This window comes from Marinobacter sp. UBA3604 (assembly GCF_002375325.1).
In the GTDB taxonomy this organism is placed as follows: Bacteria; Pseudomonadota; Gammaproteobacteria; order Pseudomonadales; family Oleiphilaceae; genus Marinobacter; species Marinobacter salarius.
Map to the genome: position 1 here is coordinate 408 of NZ_DFMB01000016.1, position 18,730 is coordinate 19,137.

Annotated in this window: 31 protein-coding genes; 30 read left to right on the forward strand and 1 reads right to left on the reverse strand. The window is 55.3% G+C overall.

The annotated features are described in order from the left end of the window. The 28 genes from rpsJ to rplQ form a co-directional block, all read left to right on the forward strand. Window positions 1-273, forward strand: a 273-nt coding sequence (rpsJ, locus tag B2590_RS04840; protein ID WP_286847872.1) for a 30S ribosomal protein S10, incomplete at its 5' end; no start/stop codon positions are given. 73 nt (window positions 274-346) lie between these two features. After that, window positions 347-985, forward strand: a complete 639-nt coding sequence (rplC, locus tag B2590_RS04845; protein ID WP_007154017.1) for a 50S ribosomal protein L3 — start codon at window positions 347-349, stop codon at window positions 983-985. 11 nt (window positions 986-996) lie between these two features. Beyond that, on the forward strand, window positions 997-1,602 hold the full coding sequence (gene rplD, locus B2590_RS04850) for a 50S ribosomal protein L4 (RefSeq protein WP_007154015.1): 606 nt from the start codon (window positions 997-999) through the stop codon (window positions 1,600-1,602). Beyond that, entirely contained in the window at window positions 1,599-1,892 is a 294-nt protein-coding gene (rplW, locus tag B2590_RS04855; protein ID WP_007154014.1) for a 50S ribosomal protein L23, read from the forward strand. Before rplD ends, rplW begins: the two co-directional genes overlap by 4 nt. Window positions 1,893-1,909: 17 nt before the next feature. Beyond that, window positions 1,910-2,737, forward strand: a complete 828-nt coding sequence (gene rplB / locus B2590_RS04860; protein WP_007154012.1) for a 50S ribosomal protein L2 — start codon at window positions 1,910-1,912, stop codon at window positions 2,735-2,737. A 23-nt stretch (window positions 2,738-2,760) separates the two neighbouring features. Then, complete coding sequence (gene rpsS, locus B2590_RS04865; protein WP_007154011.1) at window positions 2,761-3,036, forward strand: 30S ribosomal protein S19; 276 nt, start codon at window positions 2,761-2,763, stop codon at window positions 3,034-3,036. 16 nt (window positions 3,037-3,052) lie between these two features. Further along, window positions 3,053-3,385 carry a 50S ribosomal protein L22 gene (gene rplV / locus B2590_RS04870; protein WP_007154010.1) on the forward strand — a complete coding sequence of 111 codons (333 nt, stop codon included), beginning with the start codon at window positions 3,053-3,055 and terminating at the stop codon, window positions 3,383-3,385. A gap of 11 nt (window positions 3,386-3,396) precedes the next feature. Beyond that, window positions 3,397-4,080 carry a 30S ribosomal protein S3 gene (gene rpsC, locus B2590_RS04875; RefSeq protein ID WP_007154009.1) on the forward strand — a complete coding sequence of 228 codons (684 nt, stop codon included), beginning with the start codon at window positions 3,397-3,399 and terminating at the stop codon, window positions 4,078-4,080. Window positions 4,081-4,092: 12 nt separating this feature from the next. Further along, a complete protein-coding gene (gene rplP, locus B2590_RS04880; protein ID WP_007154008.1) occupies window positions 4,093-4,506 on the forward strand; it encodes a 50S ribosomal protein L16 in 414 nt (137 codons plus the stop codon). Then, window positions 4,506-4,697: a 50S ribosomal protein L29 gene (gene rpmC / locus B2590_RS04885; protein WP_007154007.1), complete on the forward strand. Its 192-nt coding sequence runs from the start codon at window positions 4,506-4,508 to the stop codon at window positions 4,695-4,697. Before rplP ends, rpmC begins: the two co-directional genes overlap by 1 nt. Window position 4,698: 1 nt before the next feature. Further along, window positions 4,699-4,965, forward strand: a complete 267-nt coding sequence (gene rpsQ / locus B2590_RS04890; protein WP_007154006.1) for a 30S ribosomal protein S17 — start codon at window positions 4,699-4,701, stop codon at window positions 4,963-4,965. A gap of 58 nt (window positions 4,966-5,023) precedes the next feature. Next, window positions 5,024-5,392, forward strand: a complete 369-nt coding sequence (gene rplN / locus B2590_RS04895; protein WP_007154005.1) for a 50S ribosomal protein L14 — start codon at window positions 5,024-5,026, stop codon at window positions 5,390-5,392. Between the two features lie 16 nt (window positions 5,393-5,408). Next, window positions 5,409-5,729, forward strand: coding sequence for a 50S ribosomal protein L24 (rplX, locus tag B2590_RS04900; RefSeq protein WP_007154004.1), 321 nt, complete (start codon window positions 5,409-5,411; stop codon window positions 5,727-5,729). 15 nt (window positions 5,730-5,744) lie between these two features. Then, window positions 5,745-6,284, forward strand: coding sequence for a 50S ribosomal protein L5 (rplE, locus tag B2590_RS04905; RefSeq protein ID WP_036203346.1), 540 nt, complete (start codon window positions 5,745-5,747; stop codon window positions 6,282-6,284). A 12-nt stretch (window positions 6,285-6,296) separates the two neighbouring features. Beyond that, window positions 6,297-6,602, forward strand: coding sequence for a 30S ribosomal protein S14 (rpsN, locus tag B2590_RS04910; RefSeq protein ID WP_007154002.1), 306 nt, complete (start codon window positions 6,297-6,299; stop codon window positions 6,600-6,602). Window positions 6,603-6,691: 89 nt separating this feature from the next. Further along, window positions 6,692-7,084: a 30S ribosomal protein S8 gene (rpsH, locus tag B2590_RS04915; protein WP_007154001.1), complete on the forward strand. Its 393-nt coding sequence runs from the start codon at window positions 6,692-6,694 to the stop codon at window positions 7,082-7,084. Window positions 7,085-7,093: 9 nt separating this feature from the next. Further along, a complete protein-coding gene (gene rplF, locus B2590_RS04920; protein WP_036203349.1) occupies window positions 7,094-7,627 on the forward strand; it encodes a 50S ribosomal protein L6 in 534 nt (177 codons plus the stop codon). A gap of 9 nt (window positions 7,628-7,636) precedes the next feature. Continuing rightward, the gene (gene rplR, locus B2590_RS04925; protein WP_007153999.1) at window positions 7,637-7,984 is read left to right on the forward strand and encodes a 50S ribosomal protein L18; all 348 of its coding nucleotides are present in this window, start codon (window positions 7,637-7,639) and stop codon (window positions 7,982-7,984) included. Window positions 7,985-7,996: 12 nt separating this feature from the next. Further along, window positions 7,997-8,497: a 30S ribosomal protein S5 gene (gene rpsE / locus B2590_RS04930; protein ID WP_007153998.1), complete on the forward strand. Its 501-nt coding sequence runs from the start codon at window positions 7,997-7,999 to the stop codon at window positions 8,495-8,497. Window positions 8,498-8,501: 4 nt separating this feature from the next. After that, on the forward strand, window positions 8,502-8,690 hold the full coding sequence (gene rpmD, locus B2590_RS04935; RefSeq protein WP_007153997.1) for a 50S ribosomal protein L30: 189 nt from the start codon (window positions 8,502-8,504) through the stop codon (window positions 8,688-8,690). 1 nt (window position 8,691) lies between these two features. Then, window positions 8,692-9,126: a 50S ribosomal protein L15 gene (gene rplO, locus B2590_RS04940; protein ID WP_007153996.1), complete on the forward strand. Its 435-nt coding sequence runs from the start codon at window positions 8,692-8,694 to the stop codon at window positions 9,124-9,126. A gap of 17 nt (window positions 9,127-9,143) precedes the next feature. After that, window positions 9,144-10,466, forward strand: a complete 1,323-nt coding sequence (gene secY / locus B2590_RS04945; protein ID WP_007153995.1) for a preprotein translocase subunit SecY — start codon at window positions 9,144-9,146, stop codon at window positions 10,464-10,466. 30 nt (window positions 10,467-10,496) lie between these two features. Then, window positions 10,497-10,610: a 50S ribosomal protein L36 gene (gene rpmJ, locus B2590_RS04950; RefSeq protein ID WP_008174902.1), complete on the forward strand. Its 114-nt coding sequence runs from the start codon at window positions 10,497-10,499 to the stop codon at window positions 10,608-10,610. Window positions 10,611-10,751: 141 nt separating this feature from the next. Beyond that, window positions 10,752-11,108: a 30S ribosomal protein S13 gene (gene rpsM, locus B2590_RS04955; protein ID WP_007153993.1), complete on the forward strand. Its 357-nt coding sequence runs from the start codon at window positions 10,752-10,754 to the stop codon at window positions 11,106-11,108. A gap of 13 nt (window positions 11,109-11,121) precedes the next feature. After that, window positions 11,122-11,511, forward strand: a complete 390-nt coding sequence (gene rpsK, locus B2590_RS04960) for a 30S ribosomal protein S11 (RefSeq protein WP_007153992.1) — start codon at window positions 11,122-11,124, stop codon at window positions 11,509-11,511. Between the two features lie 18 nt (window positions 11,512-11,529). Then, window positions 11,530-12,150, forward strand: coding sequence for a 30S ribosomal protein S4 (rpsD, locus tag B2590_RS04965; protein ID WP_007153991.1), 621 nt, complete (start codon window positions 11,530-11,532; stop codon window positions 12,148-12,150). 35 nt (window positions 12,151-12,185) lie between these two features. Further along, window positions 12,186-13,190: a DNA-directed RNA polymerase subunit alpha gene (locus B2590_RS04970; RefSeq protein WP_036203352.1), complete on the forward strand. Its 1,005-nt coding sequence runs from the start codon at window positions 12,186-12,188 to the stop codon at window positions 13,188-13,190. Window positions 13,191-13,223: 33 nt separating this feature from the next. Beyond that, the gene (gene rplQ, locus B2590_RS04975; protein WP_007153989.1) at window positions 13,224-13,622 is read left to right on the forward strand and encodes a 50S ribosomal protein L17; all 399 of its coding nucleotides are present in this window, start codon (window positions 13,224-13,226) and stop codon (window positions 13,620-13,622) included. Between the two features lie 71 nt (window positions 13,623-13,693). Here the strand turns inward: rplQ and uvrA are convergent, their stop codons facing one another. Continuing rightward, window positions 13,694-16,525: an excinuclease ABC subunit UvrA gene (gene uvrA, locus B2590_RS04980; protein WP_286847874.1), complete on the reverse strand. Its 2,832-nt coding sequence runs from the start codon at window positions 16,523-16,525 to the stop codon at window positions 13,694-13,696. Window positions 16,526-16,720: 195 nt separating this feature from the next. On the opposite strand from uvrA, the gene B2590_RS04985 reads away from it, so the two are divergent. Continuing rightward, complete coding sequence (locus B2590_RS04985) at window positions 16,721-18,091, forward strand: MFS transporter (protein WP_286847876.1); 1,371 nt, start codon at window positions 16,721-16,723, stop codon at window positions 18,089-18,091. Between the two features lie 58 nt (window positions 18,092-18,149). Further along, window positions 18,150-18,677: a single-stranded DNA-binding protein gene (gene ssb, locus B2590_RS04990; protein WP_075195655.1), complete on the forward strand. Its 528-nt coding sequence runs from the start codon at window positions 18,150-18,152 to the stop codon at window positions 18,675-18,677. Window positions 18,678-18,730 lie beyond the last annotated feature (53 nt).

The window sequence follows — 18,730 nt, forward strand, 5'->3', positions numbered from 1 at the left end:
GATTATCGCCTGATCGACCAGTCAACGCAGGAGATTGTCGATACCGCGAAGCGGACCGGCGCTCAAGTGCGTGGACCAATCCCTCTGCCGACGCGGAAGGAAAAGTACACCGTTCTGATTTCACCGCACGTCAACAAAGACGCGCGCGATCAGTACGAGATTCGTACACACAAGCGTTTGCTGGATATCGTCGAGCCGACGGAAAAGACAGTAGATGCTTTGATGAAGCTGGATCTGGCAGCAGGTGTAGACGTTCAGATCAGCCTCGGCTAACGCCAAGCGTTAGTCTGTGTAACTGTCATAAGGCCATAGAGGGTGAGAGCCCCGTACACTTAAGAGGTGAAACATGGCAATTGGAATTGTCGGTCGCAAGGCCGGTATGACCCGTATTTTTACGGAAGACGGGCAAGCAGTGTCCGTAACGGTAATTGAGGTTGAGCCCAACCGCATTACCCAGCTGAAAACTCTTGAAAGCGATGGCTATCGCGCGGTTCAGGTAACCGTTGGTAAGCGTCGTTCCTCTCGTGTGACTAAAAGCGAAGCGGGCCATTACGCCAAAGCCGGAGTCGAGGCTGGTCGTGGTCTGTGGGAATTCCGTCTCGCTGATGGCGAAGGCGAAGAGCTGGCTGCAGGCGGAGAGATTACCGCTTCCATCTTTGAAGATGGCCAGGTCGTTGATGCTGTTGGTCAGTCCAAGGGTAAAGGTTTCCAGGGCGGCGTAAAGCGCTGGAACTTCTCCATGCAGGACGCCACACACGGTAACTCCCTTTCTCATCGTGCTCCGGGTTCCATCGGTCAGAACCAGACTCCGGGCAAGGTATTCAAGGGCAAAAAGATGGCGGGCCAGATGGGCAATGCGCAGGTGACCGTGCAGAACCTGCAAGTCGTCCGTGTCGACGCCGAGCGCAACCTTCTGCTGATTCGTGGTGCCGTTCCGGGCGCGACCGGCGGAAATGTTGTCATCAAGCCTGCAGTTAAAGCCTGAGGAGCGGTGCGATGGAATTGACTATTACAGGTAGCGGCAAGGGAATCTCGGTTTCCGACGCTGCGTTCGCCAAAGATTTTAATGAGTCACTGGTTCACCAGGTTGTCACCGCGTATATGTCCGGTGCGCGCCAGGGTACCCGTGCTCAGAAAACACGTTCGGAAGTCGCTGGTGGTGGTAAGAAGCCCTGGCGTCAGAAGGGTACGGGTCGTGCCCGTGCCGGTACCATCCGCAGTCCGCTGTGGCGGTCCGGTGGTGTTACCTTCGCTGCCAAGCCTCAGAGTTTTGAGCAGAAGGTAAACCGCAAAATGTACCGCGCAGCGATGCGCTCCATTTTTTCCGAGCTGGTCCGTCAGGAGCGCCTGGTTGTGGTCGACGACATGAATGTCGAAACGCCCAAGACCAAGGCCTTCACTGCCAAGCTGAGCGATATCGGTGTCAGTAACGCGCTGATTCTGTCCGACAACGTCGAGCAGAACCTGCACCTGGCCTCGCGCAATATCCCGCACGTTGATGTGCGTGATGTCGCCGGCCTTGACCCGGTTAGCCTTGTCGCCTTCGACAAAGTGGTTGTGACTGTTCCCGCTCTGAAGAAAATCGAGGAGATGCTGGGATGAATCAGGAACGTATTTACAAGGTTCTTCTTGGGCCTCACGTATCAGAGAAAGCCTCTCTGGTCGCGGAAAGTGGTCAGGTGGTATTCCGTGTAGCCCCTGACGCAACCAAGCCCGAGATCAAGAAAGCCGTTGAGCAGCTGTTCAACGTCACCGTCGAAGGTGTTCAGGTTCTGAACCGTAAGGGTAAGCTCAAGCGTACCGTTCGCGGCTTCGGCAAGCGTGCTGACATTCGTAAGGCTTACGTTAAGCTTGCGGACGGTCAGGACATTGATTTTCTGGATGTGGAATAAGGTAAAGGGGTCGTAAAATGCCGATCGTCAAAACCAAGCCAACATCTGCCGGCCGCCGTCACGTTGTTAAGCTCTTTAACCCTGATCTTCACAAGGGGCGCCCTTACGAGCCGTTGGTAGAAACTCTTAGTAAATCGGGTGGTCGTAACCATTTTGGTCGCATCACTACCCGTCACATTGGTGGTGGACATAAAAAACACTACCGTGTCATTGACTTTAAGCGGACCAAAGATGGTATCCCGGCGACTATCGAGCGCCTGGAATACGATCCTAACCGCTCTGCGCACATTGCGCTGATCAAGTACGCCGATGGCGAGCGTCGCTACATTATCGCTCCCAAAGGTATGCAGATTGGTGACCCTGTGCGCTCCGGCATCGACGCGCCGATTAAAGTAGGAAGCACACTTCCGCTCCGGAATATTCCGGTCGGTTCTGTGATTCACTGCGTCGAAATCAAGCCTGGCAAAGGTGCTCAGCTGGCTCGCTCTGCGGGCGCATCCGTACAGCTGGTTGCTCGGGAAGGGGCTTATGCCACCATCCGCCTGCGCTCAGGTGAAATGCGTAAGGTGCTTGTTGACTGTCGCGCAACGTTGGGCGAAGTGTCCAACAGCGAACACAGCCTCAAGCAGCTTGGTAAAGCGGGTGCATCACGTTGGCGCGGTAAACGTCCAACAGTACGTGGTGTTGCTATGAACCCAGTTGACCACCCACATGGTGGTGGTGAAGGGCGTACCTCTGGCGGGCGTCACCCGGTTACTCCGTGGGGTGTTCCGACCAAAGGGCATAAGACTCGTAAGAACAAACGTACTGATAAGATGATAGTACGTCGTCGTTCAGCCAAGTAAACGACTACATAGAGGTAAATGCTGTGCCACGTTCTTTGAAGAAAGGTCCTTTTATAGACCTGCATCTGTTGAAGAAGGTCGAGGCAGCTCTGGAAGCTAACGACAAGCGGCCGATCAAAACCTGGTCCCGCCGGTCGACAGTGTTTCCGGAGATGGTAGGCCTGACCATTGCAGTCCACAACGGCAAGCAGCACGTGCCGGTTTATGTCACCGAAGATATGGTCGGGCATAAGCTGGGTGAGTTCGCGGCGACGCGTACTTATCGTGGTCATGCGGCCGACAAGAAAGCTAAACGCTGATTGTGAGGTAATAGAAATGGAAGTAGCAGCCAAGTACAAGGGCGCTCGCCTCTCAGCTCAGAAAGCGCGTCTTGTCGCTGACCAAGTACGCGGCAAGGCTGTTGAGGACGCCCTGAACATTCTGACTTTCAGCCCGAAGAAGGCGGCGGTCATTCTCAAGAAAGCCCTTGAGTCTGCCATCGCTAACGCTGAGCACAACGAAGGTCTGGACGTAGATGATTTGCGGGTTTCCACCGTTATGGTGGATGAGGGTCCGACGCTCAAGCGAATCAAAGCTCGAGCCAAGGGGCGCGCTGACCGGATTTTCAAGCGCACCTGTCATATCACCGTCAAGGTCGCCGACAAGTAGGAGATGCTCAGATGGGTCATAAAGTAAATCCAACCGGCATGCGCCTGGGTGTGATCAAAGAGCACAACTCAGTGTGGTACGCCGAAAAGGCGGAATACGCGAACAACCTGTTGAATGATATTCAGGTTCGCGAATTCCTGGACAAGCGTCTGGTAAAGGCGTCTGTCAGCAAGATTGTGATCGAGCGCCCTGCTCAGAACGCCCGTATCACGATCCATACAGCCCGTCCCGGTATTGTTATCGGTAAGAAGGGTGAAGATGTTGACCGTCTGCGTCGCGAAGTCAGCGACATGATGGGTGTGCCCGTGCACATCAACATCGAAGAAGTCCGCAAGCCGGACCTGGATGCCCGCCTGGTCGCGCAGAACGTTGCCGGTCAGCTGGAGCGTCGTGTGATGTTCCGTCGCGCTATGAAGCGTGCGGTACAGAACGCCATGCGCCAGGGTGCGAAAGGCATCAAGATTCAGGTAGGCGGTCGTCTCGGGGGTGCTGAAATTGCCCGTTCCGAGTGGTATCGCGAAGGTCGTGTACCGCTGCACACACTGCGTGCAGACATTGATTACTCGACCTACGAAGCGAAAACCACTTACGGCATTATCGGCGTCAAGGTATGGATCTTCAAAGGTGAGATTCTTGGTGGTATGGAGCAGGTCCGTGCTGACAAGAAAGCCTCTGGGAAGAAAGGTTCTAAGTAAAGGGGCACTCAAATGCTGCAACCAAAACGCACCAAATTTCGCAAGGTAATGAAAGGCCGTAACACCGGTCTTGCGCACCGTGCTAACAAGGTGAGCTTCGGTGAATACGGATTGAAGGCGACAAGCCGTGGACGTATAACTGCGCGCCAGATTGAGGCAGCGCGTCGTACCATGACTCGCCGCATCAAGCGGGGCGGTAAGATCTGGATCCGGATTTTCCCGGACAAGCCGATCTCCAGCAAGCCGCTCGAAGTACGAATGGGTAAAGGTAAGGGTTCTGTCGAGTACTGGGTGGCTGAAATTCAGCCAGGCCGGATGCTGTATGAGATGGAAGGTGTTTCCGAGGAAATCGCTCGTGACGCGTTCACTCTTGCTGCGGCCAAGCTGCCCGTACAGACCACCTTTGTAACGAGGACGGTGATGTGATGAAAGCAACAGAGCTGCGTGACAAGTCAGTCGAGGAGCTGAACAAAGAGCTGATCGACCTCCTGAAGGAGCAGTTCAACCTGCGCATGCGTAAGGCGACAGGTCAGCTGAATCAGTCTCATCTTCTTCCGAAGGTGAAGCGTGACATTGCTCGCGTGAAAACAGTTATGAATGAAAAGGCAGGACAGTAACATGACTGAAGCTACCCAAACTGCCAGAACCCTGAGCGGCAAGGTCGTGAGCAACAAAATGGAGAAATCCATTGTGGTTCTGGTTGAGCGCCAGGTTAAGCATCCTCTGTACGGTAAGTACATGAAGCGTTCATCCAAAATTCATGCTCACGACGAGAGCAATCAGTGCAACATCGGTGACACCGTTACAATCCAGGAAACCCGCCCGGTCTCCAAGACCAAAAGCTGGGCTCTGGTGGAAGTCACCGAACGCGCATCGAAGGTGTAACTCGCCCGGACGGTGAGTCTTGTCGTAACGGCAAAGTGGTTTCTGCTGGAGAATAACCATGATTCAGACTCAAACAATGCTTGAAGTCGCGGACAACAGTGGTGCACGTCAGGTGATGTGCATCAAGGTCCTGGGCGGTTCACATCGGCGTTATGCCAGCGTTGGGGATATCATCAAGGTAACCGTTAAGGAAGCCATCCCCCGCGGTAAAGTGAAAAAAGGCCAGGTCCTGAAAGCTGTCGTTGTACGTACCCGTAAAGGTGTGCGTCGTCCCGACGGGTCGCTTATTCGTTTCGACGGAAACGCGGCAGTACTTCTGAACAATCAGGACGCACCCATTGGTACCCGTATCTTCGGACCGGTTACCCGTGAACTGCGAAATGAGAAGTTCATGAAAATTATTTCACTGGCACCCGAAGTACTTTAAGGACCAGAGGCCGGTTATGAAAAAGATCAAACGAGATGACGAAGTAATCGTCACTACGGGGAAAGACCAAGGCAAACGTGGTAAAGTCCTGAAGGTTCAGGACGATGGCCGGGTTGTTGTTTCTGGGATCAATATGATCAAGAAGCACACCAAGCCAAACCCGATGCTCGGCACCCCAGGTGGCATCGTCGAAAAAGAAGCACCTATCCAGGCTTCCAACGTGGCTATTTTTAATCCGCAGACCGGCAAAGCCGATCGCGTAGGCTTCCAGATCAAGGAAGACGGCGCTAAAGTGCGGATCTTTAAGTCCACGAAAGAAGTCGTCGATAACCAGTAAGCGGTGGTGGTTACGATGCTTAACATGAAAGAGCAGTACAGTAAGGAAGTGGTACCCGCCCTGCAGAAAGAGTTCAGCTACAAGAACATCATGCAGGTGCCGCGTATCGAAAAGATCACCCTGAATATGGGTGTCGGCGAAGCGGTCGGTGACAAGAAGCTGATTGAAAATGCCGTGGCGGATCTTGAGCGCCTGGCAGGTCAAAAAGCCGTTGTCACTTTGGCACGTAAATCCGTAGCGGGCTTTAAAATCCGTGAAGGTTGGCCGATCGGTTGTAAAGTTACCCTGCGCGGTGAGCGTATGTGGGATTTCTTTGATCGTCTGGTTCACATTGCGGTACCCCGCATTCGTGACTTCCGCGGTCTGAATCCCAAGTCCTTCGATGGTCGCGGTAACTACAGCATGGGTGTGCGTGAGCAGATCATTTTCCCCGAGATCGAGTACGACAGAGTCGACAAGATCCGTGGACTTGATATCACCATTACCACCACTGCCGGTACCGACGATGAAGGTCGCGAACTGTTGAAAGCCTTCGGCTTTCCGTTCAAGAAATAAGGAACGAGTGTAATGGCTAAGGTTTCCATGAAGAACCGCGAGTTCAAGCGCGAAAAAACCGTTGCGAAGTACGCAGCGAAGCGCGCCGAACTCAAGGCGATTATCAAGAACCCGAATACCAGCGATGATGACCGTTGGGATGCACAGATGAAGCTGCAACAGCTTCCTCGTGATGCGTCTCCCTCGCGTCTTCGTAATCGTTGCCAGGTTACAGGTCGTCCCCACGGCGTTCTGCGCAAGTTCAAGCTGTCACGTATTAAGTTGCGTGAAGCTGGCATGCGCGGCGACGTCCCGGGCCTGACCAAAGCAAGCTGGTAAGGCAGGTACACTGACCGCAGGTCAGGTGCCCGTTGGTAAGCGGTGCGGCGCGCCGCTGCACAACTAAAAAGATCAGGAGTCTCATACCAATGAGTATGCAAGATACGCTTGCGGATATGTTTACCCGTATCCGTAATGCACAGATGGCACAGAAGGCCGATGTGGCCATGCCGTCTTCAAAGATGAAGATCTCCGTAGCCCAGGTCCTTAAGGACGAAGGTTACGTAGCCGATTTTTCCGTCTCAGCTGACGCGAAACCCGAGCTGACTATTAACCTCAAATACTTCGGTGGCAAGCCGGTTATTGAGGAAATCAAGCGGGTCAGCCGTCCGAGTCTGCGCCAGTACAAGGGCGCTGGGGAGCTGCCGAAGGTATCCGGTGGTCTGGGAGTCGCGATTGTCTCTACGTCCAAGGGCGTAATGACAGACCGCGCTGCACGTGCTGCCGGCGTGGGTGGCGAAGTCATCTGCACCGTATTTTAGGAGATACACATGTCCAGGGTTGCCAATAATCCTGTCGTGCTGCCTTCCGGTGTTGAGGTTAAGCTGAACGGACAGGAAATTAATGTGAAGGGGTCCAAAGGATCGCTTCAATTCACCATCCACCATGTGGTAGAGGTCACGCAGGAAGAAAACGTTCTGCGCTTCGCACCCCGTGATGGAGCCAAACAGTCCCGCGCTCTTGCTGGTACTACCCGCGCATTGGTCAACAATATGGTGACCGGTGTGTCTACAGGCTTTGAGCGCAAGCTCGCGCTGACGGGCGTAGGCTACCGTGCCCAGGCGCAAGGTAAGAAGCTCAATCTGACGCTGGGTTTTTCACACCCGGTTGAGTATGAGCTGCCCGAGGGGATTACCGCTGAAACTCCGTCCAATACGGAAGTTGTGATTCGCGGAATCGACAAGCAACAGGTTGGCCAGGTCGCTGCAGAAGTCCGCGCATTCCGTCCGCCAGAGCCTTACAAGGGCAAGGGTGTGCGTTATGCGGATGAGCAGGTCAGACGCAAAGAAGCCAAGAAGAAATAAGGCGGGACTATGAGCGCGAATAACGAAAGATTGCGTCGCGCACGCAAAGTGCGCATGAAGATCCGTAAGCTGGGCACCAACCGCCTGTGTGTACATCGTACACCCCGGCACATGTACGCCCAGGTTACCACTGCAGACGGCAGCAAGGTGCTGGCGGCTGCCTCCACGTTGGATAAGGACCTGCGCCAGGGTGCAACCGGTAACGTGGACGCTGCCAAAAAGGTCGGTCAGTTGATTGCTGAGCGTGCCAAGGCGGCAGGTGTAGAGCAGGTCGCTTTTGACCGCTCCGGTTACCGTTATCATGGTCGCGTCCAGGCTCTGGCCGACGCAGCCCGTGAAGCTGGCTTGCAATTCTAAGAGGTGGAGAAGATGAGCGTTAACGAACAGAAGGCGCCTGAGCTCCAGGAGAAGCTGGTTCAGGTCAATCGCGTCGCCAAGGTTGTTAAGGGCGGTCGTATTTTTGCCTTCACTGCACTGACTGTAGTGGGTGATGGTAAAGGACGCGTTGGTTTCGGTCGTGGCAAGGCGCGTGAAGTGCCGGTTGCGATCCAGAAAGCGATGGAAGCTGCACGCAAGAACATGGTCGACATCCCGCTTGACGGAAATACCCTGCAGTACGCGGTTAAAGCGCAGCATGGTGGTTCCAAGGTCTACATGCAGCCTGCATCAGAAGGTACCGGTATCATCGCCGGCGGCGCTATGCGTGCCGTACTGGAAGTAGCGGGTGTGCAGAACGTACTGTCCAAGTGTTACGGGTCCACCAACCCGGTGAACGTGGTACGTTCCACCATCAAGGGTCTCCAGGCAACTCAAGCGCCTGAAGATATTGCAGCCAAGCGCGGTAAATCCGTGGAAGAGATTCTGGGTTGAAGTCATGGCGAACGCAAAAACGATCAAAGTAACACTGACCCGCAGCCCCATCGGCTGTCAGCCCAAGCACAAGCTGTGCGTCAAGGGCCTGGGTCTCCGTAAAATCGGTCACACCGTGGAAGTGGAAGATACCCCTTCCATCCGCGGGATGATCAACCGGGTTAACTACCTGGTGCAGGTAGAGGAGAACTAAGATGCGTCTGAACGAACTTAGTCCGGAGCCTGGTTCACGTCCTGCCGCCAAGCGCGTGGGTCGCGGTATCGGTAGCGGCCTCGGCAAGACCGGTGGTCGTGGTCACAAGGGTCTTAAGGCCCGTTCCGGCGGCAGTGTCGCGCCTGGTTTCGAGGGCGGCCAGCAGCCGTTGGCCCGTCGTCTGCCGAAATTCGGTTTCACCTCGCGCCAGCAGCGCTATGTGGCTGAAATTCGTCTGAACGAACTGGCGAAAGTCGACGGTGACGTAGCTGATCTCGAGGCCCTGAAGAAGGCTGACATCGTTCGCGAAGAAATTCGTGAAGCGAAGGTTATTCTGTCCGGCGAACTGAGCCGCGCAGTGACTGTCAAGGGTCTGAAGGTGACCAAAGGCGCACGCGAGGCGATCACTGCCGCGGGCGGTAAAGTCGAAGACTAAGGCGAGTCGAGGACTAAATGGCCAAGAACGCATCATTGCCTGCGGGCGCGGGTAAAGGACTGGCAGAGCTGCGATCGCGGCTCTGGTTCGTCTTCCTGGCATTGCTGGTGTACCGGATCGGTGCCCACATCCCGGTGCCGGGTATTAACCCCGACCGTCTGGCGGCACTGTTTGAACAGAACCAGGGCACAATCCTGAGCATGTTCAACATGTTTTCCGGTGGTGCGCTTGAGCGGATGAGTATCTTCGCACTTGGTATCATGCCGTATATTTCAGCCTCTATTATTATGCAGTTGATGACAGCGGTCAGTCCGACGCTGGAGCAACTGAAGAAGGAGGGTGAAGCTGGCCGTCGCAAGATAAGCCAGTACACGCGGTATGGTACGGTTATCCTGGCCCTGGTTCAGGGCTTTGGTATTTCTGTCGGGCTGGCATCCCAGGGTGTGACCTTCAACGACAGCTTCAGCTTCCACTTTGTGGCTGTGGTATCCTTTGTCAGTGGTGCCGTGTTCATGATGTGGTTGGGTGAGCAGATCACCGAGCGCGGCGTCGGCAACGGGATTTCCCTGCTGATTTTTGCCGGTATTGTTGCTGGCCTTCCAGGTGCCATAGGGCAGACCCTGGAGCAAGCGCGTAACGGCGAGATGAGTCTGTTGGTGGTTCTGGGTATTGGTATCCTGGCGGTTGCTGTAATTGGCTTCGTGGTGTTTATGGAGCGTGGTCAGCGTCGACTGACGATCAATTACGCGAAGCGCCAGCAAGGCCGGCGGGTATTTGCTCAGCAGTCCAGCCATTTGCCTTTAAAAGTGAATATGGCAGGCGTTATTCCGCCGATCTTCGCTTCCTCCATTCTGCTGTTCCCGGCGTCGCTGGGGCAGTGGTTCGGTCAGGGCGAGGGCATGGAATGGCTGAGTGATATTTCCCAGGCATTGGCACCTAGCCAGCCGCTATACATCATTCTGTTCGCAGCAGCAGTCGTTTTCTTCTGCTTCTTCTATACAGCGTTGATGTATAACCCGAAAGAAGTTGCGGATAACCTCAAGCGCTCAGGCGCGTTTATTCCGGGCATTCGTCCGGGCGATCAGACTGCCAAGTATATTGATGGTGTGCTGACCCGCCTGACTCTGTTCGGTGCAATGTACATTGCAGCAGTGTCCCTGTTCCCTCAGTTTCTGATGGTTGCCGGGAATGTACCGTTCTATCTGGGCGGCACGTCTCTGCTGATTGTTGTAGTCGTGGTGATGGATTTCATGGCTCAGGTTCAGTCGCACCTGATGTCTCATCAATATGATTCGTTGATGAAGAAGTCCAATCTCAAGGGCTATGGTCGGAACGGATAATTTCGTTCCCCTTGAAAACTGGAGTCGACAATGAAAGTACGCGCTTCGGTAAAGAAAATTTGCCGTAACTGCAAAGTAATTCGTCGCAATGGCTCAGTACGAGTCATTTGCTCGGAGCCTCGCCACAAGCAGCGTCAGGGTTAATCCTTACGGATTCAGCACTGACATTGTAAAGGGTACGATTAATGGCGCTTGACCTCAGGTGGGGTCAGGCGCTATTATTTCGCGCCCTTTTATAGTGGCGGAAAATTCACACAGCAAAGCTTTGAACGCGGAGTAATTTGGATGGCACGTATAGCCGGTGTCAATATACCCGATCACAAACATGCTGTTATCTCTCTGACTTACATTTTTGGAGTCGGTAAGACAGCAGCCCAGAAGCTTTGCGATGCAACCGGTGTTAAGCCGGACGTCAAGGTCAAGGACCTGTCCGACGAGCAGCTTGAATCACTTCGTACAGAAGTAGGCAAGCTGGCCGTTGAAGGCGATCTGCGTCGTGAAGTTCAGATGAACATTAAGCGTTTGAAGGATCTCGGTTGCCACCGTGGTCTGCGCCACCGTCATGGACTCCCTGTCCGTGGCCAGCGCACAAAGACCAACGCCCGCACCCGTAAAGGTCCTCGCAAACCTATTCGTAAGTAACAGGTAGGCAAACATGGCAAAGCCAGGTACACGTACCCGTAAAAAGGTGAAAAAGACGGTTGTTGATGGCGTCGCGCACATTCACGCGTCCTTCAACAACACTATCGTGACCATTTCTGACCGTCAGGGCAACGTATTGTCCTGGGCCACTTCTGGTGGGTCCGGTTTCCGTGGGTCACGCAAGAGTACACCTTTTGCTGCGCAGGTAGCAGCTGAAAGAGCCGGTAATGCGGCTGCTGAATACGGCCTTAAAAACCTGGACGTAGAGGTTAAAGGTCCGGGGCCCGGACGTGAATCTGCGGTTCGTGCGCTGAACGCGTGCGGCTACAAGATCACTAACATCACTGATGTGACGCCGATTCCCCATAACGGTTGTCGTCCGCCCAAAAAGCGCCGCGTCTAACACAGGAGACAGTGAATTATGGCTCGTTACATAGGCCCGAAGTGCAAGCTGTCTCGTCGTGAAGGGACAGATCTTTTTCTGAAGAGCGGTGTTCGCGCGCTCGATTCAAAGTGCAACATCGAGACTCCGCCGGGTATGCACGGCGCGCGTCGCGGTCGTCTGTCCGAATATGGCGTACAGCTTCGTGAAAAACAGAAAGTCCGTCGTATCTACGGCGTGCTGGAGAAGCAATTCCGCAACTATTACAAAGAGGCCGCCCGCATCAAGGGTGCAACCGGTGAGAACCTGTTGCAGCTGCTGGAAGGCCGTCTTGATAACGTTGTCTATCGCATGGGTTTTGGTTCTACCCGTGCTGAGTCCCGTCAGCTCGTTTCTCACAAAGCGATCCTGGTCAACGATAAGCTGGTGAACATCCCGTCTTATCAGGTCCGTCCGGGTGATGTTGTGAGCGTGCGTGAGAAGGCAAAAAACCAGCTTCGCGTTAAAGGCGCGCTGGATCTGTCTTCCAGCCGCGCACCGGTGAGCTGGGTAGAGGTCGACGCCAGCAAGATGTCCGGCGTTTACAGGTCAGTGCCCGAGCGCACTGAATTGCCGGCCGACATCAACGAGAACCTCATCGTCGAGCTTTACTCCAAGTAAAGCCCAGTTAGCAACGAGAGCAATTAGGGGCGTCTATGCAGCGTTCAGTACATGAGTTATTGACACCTCGTACCATTGACGTGAAAGAATCAAGCGCCATGCGCGCCAAAGTGACCCTGGAGCCTCTGGAAAGGGGCTTCGGTCATACTCTTGGTAGCGCACTGCGTCGGATACTCTTGTCCTCAATGCCGGGCTGTGCCATTACCGAGGCACAGATCGACGGCGTGTTGCACGAGTACAGCGCGATCGAAGGTGTTCAGGAAGACGTCATTGAGATTCTTTTGAATCTTAAAGGCGTGGCCGTGAAAATGGGCGGCCGGGACGATGCCGAGGTAACCCTCAGCAAGAAAGGCCCGGGCGTTGTCACTGCCGGTGATATCAAGCTGGATCACGATGTCGAGATCACCAACCCGGAACATGTGATCTGTCACCTGAGTGCCAATGGTGAAGTGAACATGCGTCTGAAGGTTGCCCGTGGTCGCGGCTATGAGCCTGCTGATCAGCGGGGTCTGGACGAGGACGAAACTCGCGCCATTGGACGCCTGCAACTGGACGCAACTTTCAGTCCGGTCCGCCGTGTTGCCTACGCCGTGGAAAGTGCACGGGTAGAACAGCGCACCGACCTGGACAAGCTGGTTATTGATCTGGAAACCAATGGTACGATCGACCCGGAAGAAGCGATTCGCCGGGCCGCGACCATCCTCCAGCAACAACTGGCCGTGTTTGTTGATTTCGATCACGAGAAAGAACCCGAGCGTGTTGAGGAAGAGGAAGAAATTGATCCGATTCTCCTGCGTCCGGTTGATGATCTGGAATTGACAGTGCGTTCAGCTAACTGCTTGAAAGCTGAGAATATTTACTACATCGGCGATCTGATTCAGCGCACTGAAGTTGAGCTGCTGAAGACGCCTAACCTTGGTAAAAAGTCGCTTACTGAGATCAAGGACGTGCTCGCGTCCCGCGGTCTGTCACTGGGTATGCGTCTTGATAACTGGCCGCCGGCTAGCCTTCGTGGCGACGATCGGGTCCTGGGCGGTTAATCGCCGATTAGTTTAAGGTAAGGAATCAGAGCAATGCGTCATCGTAAGAGTGGTCGTAAGTTCAGCAGGACCAGTGCGCATCGCAAGGCCATGTTCCGTAACATGACTGCGTCACTGGTTGAACACGAGCTGATCAAAACTACGCTCCCGAAAGCGAAAGAACTTCGCCGGGTAGCGGAGCCTTTGATCACGCTGTCAAAGAATGATTCGGTCGCGAATCGTCGTCTGGCGTTTTCTCGCCTGCGTGACGATGCGGCGGTTGCCAAGCTGTTCAATGAGCTTGGTCCCCGTTACAACGAGCGTCCGGGTGGTTACCTTCGTATCCTGAAGTGTGGCTTCCGTGCCGGCGACAATGCCCCCATGGCATTTGTGGAGCTGGTTGGTCGTCCGCTGGACATCGAAGCAGAAGAAGTGGACGAAAGCGAAGATTAAGTTTTTCGCCAAGCCCATAAAAAACCGGAGGTTAATCCCTCCGGTTTTTTTTGTCTCATCACTTGTAGTGTTTATTTCCGATTCTGGGCCAAGACGCCCTTCAGGTACCGCCCGGTATGTGACCCCGTCTCTGCAGCAACATGCTCTGGCGTCCCTTCCGCAATGATCTGACCGCCACCGGAGCCGCCTTCGGGCCCAAGGTCAATGATCCAGTCCGCCGTCTTGATCACATCCAGGTTGTGCTCGATCACCACGATGGTGTTGCCATGATCACGAAGTCGCTGCAGTACGGTCAGTAGTTGCTGGATGTCGTAGAAGTGCAGGCCGGTAGTGGGCTCATCAAGAATGTAGAGTGTCTTGCCGGTATCGCGCTTGGACAGTTCCTTGGCCAGTTTGACGCGCTGGGCCTCGCCTCCGGAAAGGGTGACTGCACTTTGCCCGAGGCGGATATACGATAGCCCGACGTCCATCAGCGTTTGCAGCTTGCGGGCGAGGAACGGAACCGGGTCGAAAAATTCGCGGGCTTCTTCTACGGTCATCTCCAGCACTTCGTGAATGCTCTTGCCCTTGTATCGGACCTCCAGAGTTTCGCGGTTGTAGCGCTTGCCTTTGCAGACATCGCAGGGGACATACACGTCCGGCAGGAAGTGCATTTCTACCTTGATCACGCCGTCGCCCTGACAGGCCTCACAACGACCGCCCTTAACGTTGAAGCTGAAACGGCCCGGTTTGTATCCGCGGGAACGGGCTTCCTGGGTGCCTGCAAACAGTTCACGTATCGGAGTGAACAGTCCGGTGTAGGTCGCCGGGTTGGAGCGGGGTGTCCGGCCTATGGGGCTCTGGTCGATGTCGATGACTTTGTCGAGCTGGTCCAGCCCTTTCAGGGATTCATAGGGCGCGTGGCTCAGGCTAGTGGCTTTGTTGAGCTTTGCAGCACACACCGGATACAGGGTGCTGTTGATCAGCGTGGACTTGCCGGAGCCCGAAACGCCGGTGACACACGTCATAACACCCAGCGGTAAGGTTAATGTGACACCTTGCAGGTTGTTTCCGGTCGCGCCTGCCAGTACCAGTGGTTTACCCTTCCGGCTATGGCGTTGTTCAGGGATCGCGATCTCTTTTTCGCCGCACAAGTACTGCCCGGTGAGGGAGCCCTTGGAGGCGATGATGTCTTCGGGCGTGCCTTGGGCAATGATGTGGCCACCGTGCACGCCTGCACCCGGCCCGATATCGATCACGTGATCCGCAGCCCGGATGGCGTCTTCGTCGTGCTCGACAACGATAACGGTATTGCCCAGATCCCGCAGATGGAACAGTGTGGCCAGTAGGCGATCGTTATCCCGTTGGTGCAGGCCAATGGATGGTTCATCGAGAATGTACATGACGCCCACAAGGCCGGCACCGATCTGGCTCGCCAGCCGTATGCGCTGGGCTTCGCCGCCGGAGAGTGTATCGGCGCTGCGTTCAAGGGTCAGGTATTCCAGGCCAACGTTAACGAGGAATTGCAGTCGCTGACGAACTTCCTTGAGGATTTTTTCGGCAATTTCGCCCTTGCGGCCAGGAAGGGCAAGTTGTCCGAAATAGTCATGGGCGTCGCCGACAGGCATGTGGGTGACGTCCGAGATGTTGTTCTTCTCAACAAACACATGCCGGGCGCTGCGTCGCAGTCGTGAGCCGCCGCACTCTTTGCAGGGCTGCGTGCTGAGGTTGCGGGCCAGTTCCTCTCGCATGCTCTGTGATTCGGTTTCCCGGTAGCGGCGCTCGAGGTTTGGCAGGATGCCCTCAAAAGGATGGGCCTTCTCCATGATGTGGCCGCGCGAGTTTACATAGCGGAATGGGACGTCTTCGGTTCCCGTGCCGTAGAGCAGCGCCTGACGAAAATCCTCCGGCAGGTCCTCCCAGGGAGTGTCCATGTTGATGTCGTAATGTTCGGCCACACTGGTCAGCATCTGGAAATAGTACACGGCCCTGCGGTCCCAGCCCTTGATGGCGCCCTCGGCAAGGGTGGCCTCTGGGTGCTGGACGATCTTTTCGGCATCGAAGAATTGCTTGACGCCCAGGCCATCGCAAGTCGGGCAGGCGCCGGCAGGGTTGTTGAAGGAAAACAGTCTCGGTTCCAGCTCGCTGATGGCGTATCCGCACTGGGTACACGCGTAGCGGGCAGAAAACGTATGTTCGTTTCCCTCATTATCCATGGGGGCAACGAGCGCGATGCCATCAGCCAGGCCCAGAGCGGTTTCAAAACTCTCGGCAAGCCGTTGCTCAAGCCCCGGTTTGACCTTGAAGCGGTCGACCACCACGTCAATCTGGTGCTTCCGTTTCTTGTCCAGTGTTGGAACGTCATCGATATCGTAAACACGGCCGTCCACCCGCAGGCGGATAAAGCCCTGGCTGCGCATCGTGTCGATGACCTGCAGGTGCTCCCCCTTGCGGTCACGGATGACCGGAGCGAGGATCATCAGCTTGCTGTCATCGGGCATGGCCAACACCTGATCCACCATCTGGCTTACAGTCTGGGCCTCTAGTGGCAGATCGTGATCCGGGCAGCGGGGCTCGCCAGCGCGGGCAAACAGCAGGCGAAGGTAGTCGTAGATTTCGGTGATGGTGCCGACGGTAGAACGGGGGTTGTGGGAGGTGCTCTTCTGCTCGATCGAAATGGCCGGCGACAGGCCTTCAATATGATCCACGTCTGGCTTTTCCATCATCGACAGAAACTGCCTTGCGTAGGTGGACAGTGATTCCACGTACCGACGCTGTCCCTCGGCGTAAAGCGTGTCAAACGCCAAAGAAGATTTGCCAGAGCCGGACAGCCCGGTGATAACGATCAGCTTGTCCCTCGGCATATCCAGGTCAATGTTCTTCAGATTGTGGGTTCGTGCCCCTTTGATCTGGATATGGTCCATAACACCTCGCAGTCGGAAAAAACGCAAATTATACCGTGTTTGGCCCCCGGCCGGCCAAGTGCCCGGGACTTTTAAGCAGGTAAATGCACAATGCCCTGCCTGCATGGCTTCTGTTACAATGCGCGGCGATTTCCTGAAGGGCATGTGCCCCTTCTGAACCCTCGTTTCCGGACACAGTAACAGGTCAGGCATCTCATGAATTCACTGGAAAGACGCTCTGTTGCAGCACTGGCATCTGTGTATGCCATGCGGATGCTTGGGCTCTTTATGGTGATGCCAGTGTTCGTGCTTCTTGGCAGTGATCTTGACGGCGCAACACCGGCGCTGATTGGTCTGGCCATCGGTGCCTATGGTCTGAGCCAGGCGCTGCTGCAGATTCCGTTTGGCATGCTGTCTGATCGCGTTGGCCGTAAACGGATGATCTACATCGGGCTGGTACTTTTCGCCGCAGGCAGTTTGCTGGCAGCCTCCACAGACTCCATATACGTTGTAATCGCTGGTCGGATTCTTCAGGGCGCGGGCGCCATCGCCAGTGTTTTGATGGCGTTATTGAGTGATCTGACGCGGGAGGAGGAGCGGACCAAGGCTATGGCAACGGTCGGCATCTCCATCGGCCTGTCATTTTCTGTATCGCTGGTTCTGGGGCCCTTGCTGGGGTCTGTCTCTGGTTTGTCCGGCATTTTTTATGCCACTGCCGTACTCGCGTTGGTGGCAATAATGATCGTCAATCGCGTGGTGCCAACACCCCATGAGCACAAGTCCAGTGCGGATACCCATCCGGCCAGGGCAATGTTGCAAACCGTCCTGTCTGATGGCCGACTGCTGAGGCTGGATTTCGGAATTTTTGCATTACACCTGGTGTTGACCGCGATGTTCCTGGTATTTCCAACCCTGCTTCAGGATCGGCTGGGGCTTCCCGCTTCGTCACACTGGTGGTTCTACCTGACGGTTATGGTGGCCTCTTTCTTTGCCATGGTGCCGTTTATTATCGTTGGGGAGAAAAAGCGCCGGATGAAACCTGTTTTTTGTGGTGCCATCGCGCTGCTTGCCCTATCAACCGCTTGTGTTGGCGCGCTTGGTGGTGGACTTGCGATGGCCTGGGGTGTGCTGTTCTTCTTCTTTATGGCGTTTAACCTGCTGGAGGCCAGTTTGCCGTCTCTGGTCAGCAAAGAATCGCCGGCAGCGGCAAAAGGCACTGCTATGGGGGTCTATTCCACGTCGCAATTTTTTGGGGCGTTTCTGGGTGGGGCGGTTGGTGGTATTCTGCTCGAGCAGTTGGGTCTTCAGGGCGTGCTTTGGTTTATGGTAGGTGCGCTGCTGATATGGCTCGCGGTGGCGTTGACGATGTCGACCCCGGGCCATACCACCAGTTTCGTGGTACAGTTGCAGCCTGTGGTTTACAGTCAGTTTGATGAGATTGATGACACGCTGAGAGGCATCCCCGGGGTGCAGGATGTTGTCATCCTGGAAGAGGCGAAAACCGCCTACCTGAAGGTGGATCGTCAAACATTTGATGAGCTGTCGCTTGCGGGCTTTTCGTTTGTCCGGCAGGGCAGCCAATCTTGAAATTCGGAGGCCTGCAGGGAAGGCAGGCCATCCCTGAAAACAGAGTCAGGAGCAGATCATGGCACGAGGCGTAAACAAGGTTATTCTGATTGGGAATCTGGGGCAGGACCCGGAAACCCGCTATACCCCGAATGGCAATGCGGTGGTGAACCTCAACCTTGCAACCGATGAAAGTTACAAGGACAGGCAAACAGGCCAGTTGGTGCCGAAAACCGAGTGGCACCGGATTGTGATGTTCGGCAAGATTGCCGAGGTGGCTGGTCAGTACCTGCGTAAGGGCTCAAAGGTCTACATCGAGGGTAAGTTACAGACGCGCAAGTGGCAGGGGCAGGACGGTCAGGATCGCTACACCACCGAGGTAGTGGTGGACATTAACGGCCAGATGCAGATGCTCGACAGTCGTGGTGGTGAAGGCGGCGGCATGAGCCAGGGTGCTCCCGCTGGCCGTCCGCAGCAAGCAGGCAATGCCGCGCCAGCAGCCGCAGGCCCGTCTGGGCAGCAATCCGGAGGCGGGGGGTACAGTCAGCCGTCACAAGGCAGCATGCCGGAACCGGTTGATGACTTCGACGACGACATACCATTCTAGACTTAGTTACAAAAAGCCCCCGCTAAGCGGGGGCTCAGATTGCTGACGAACCC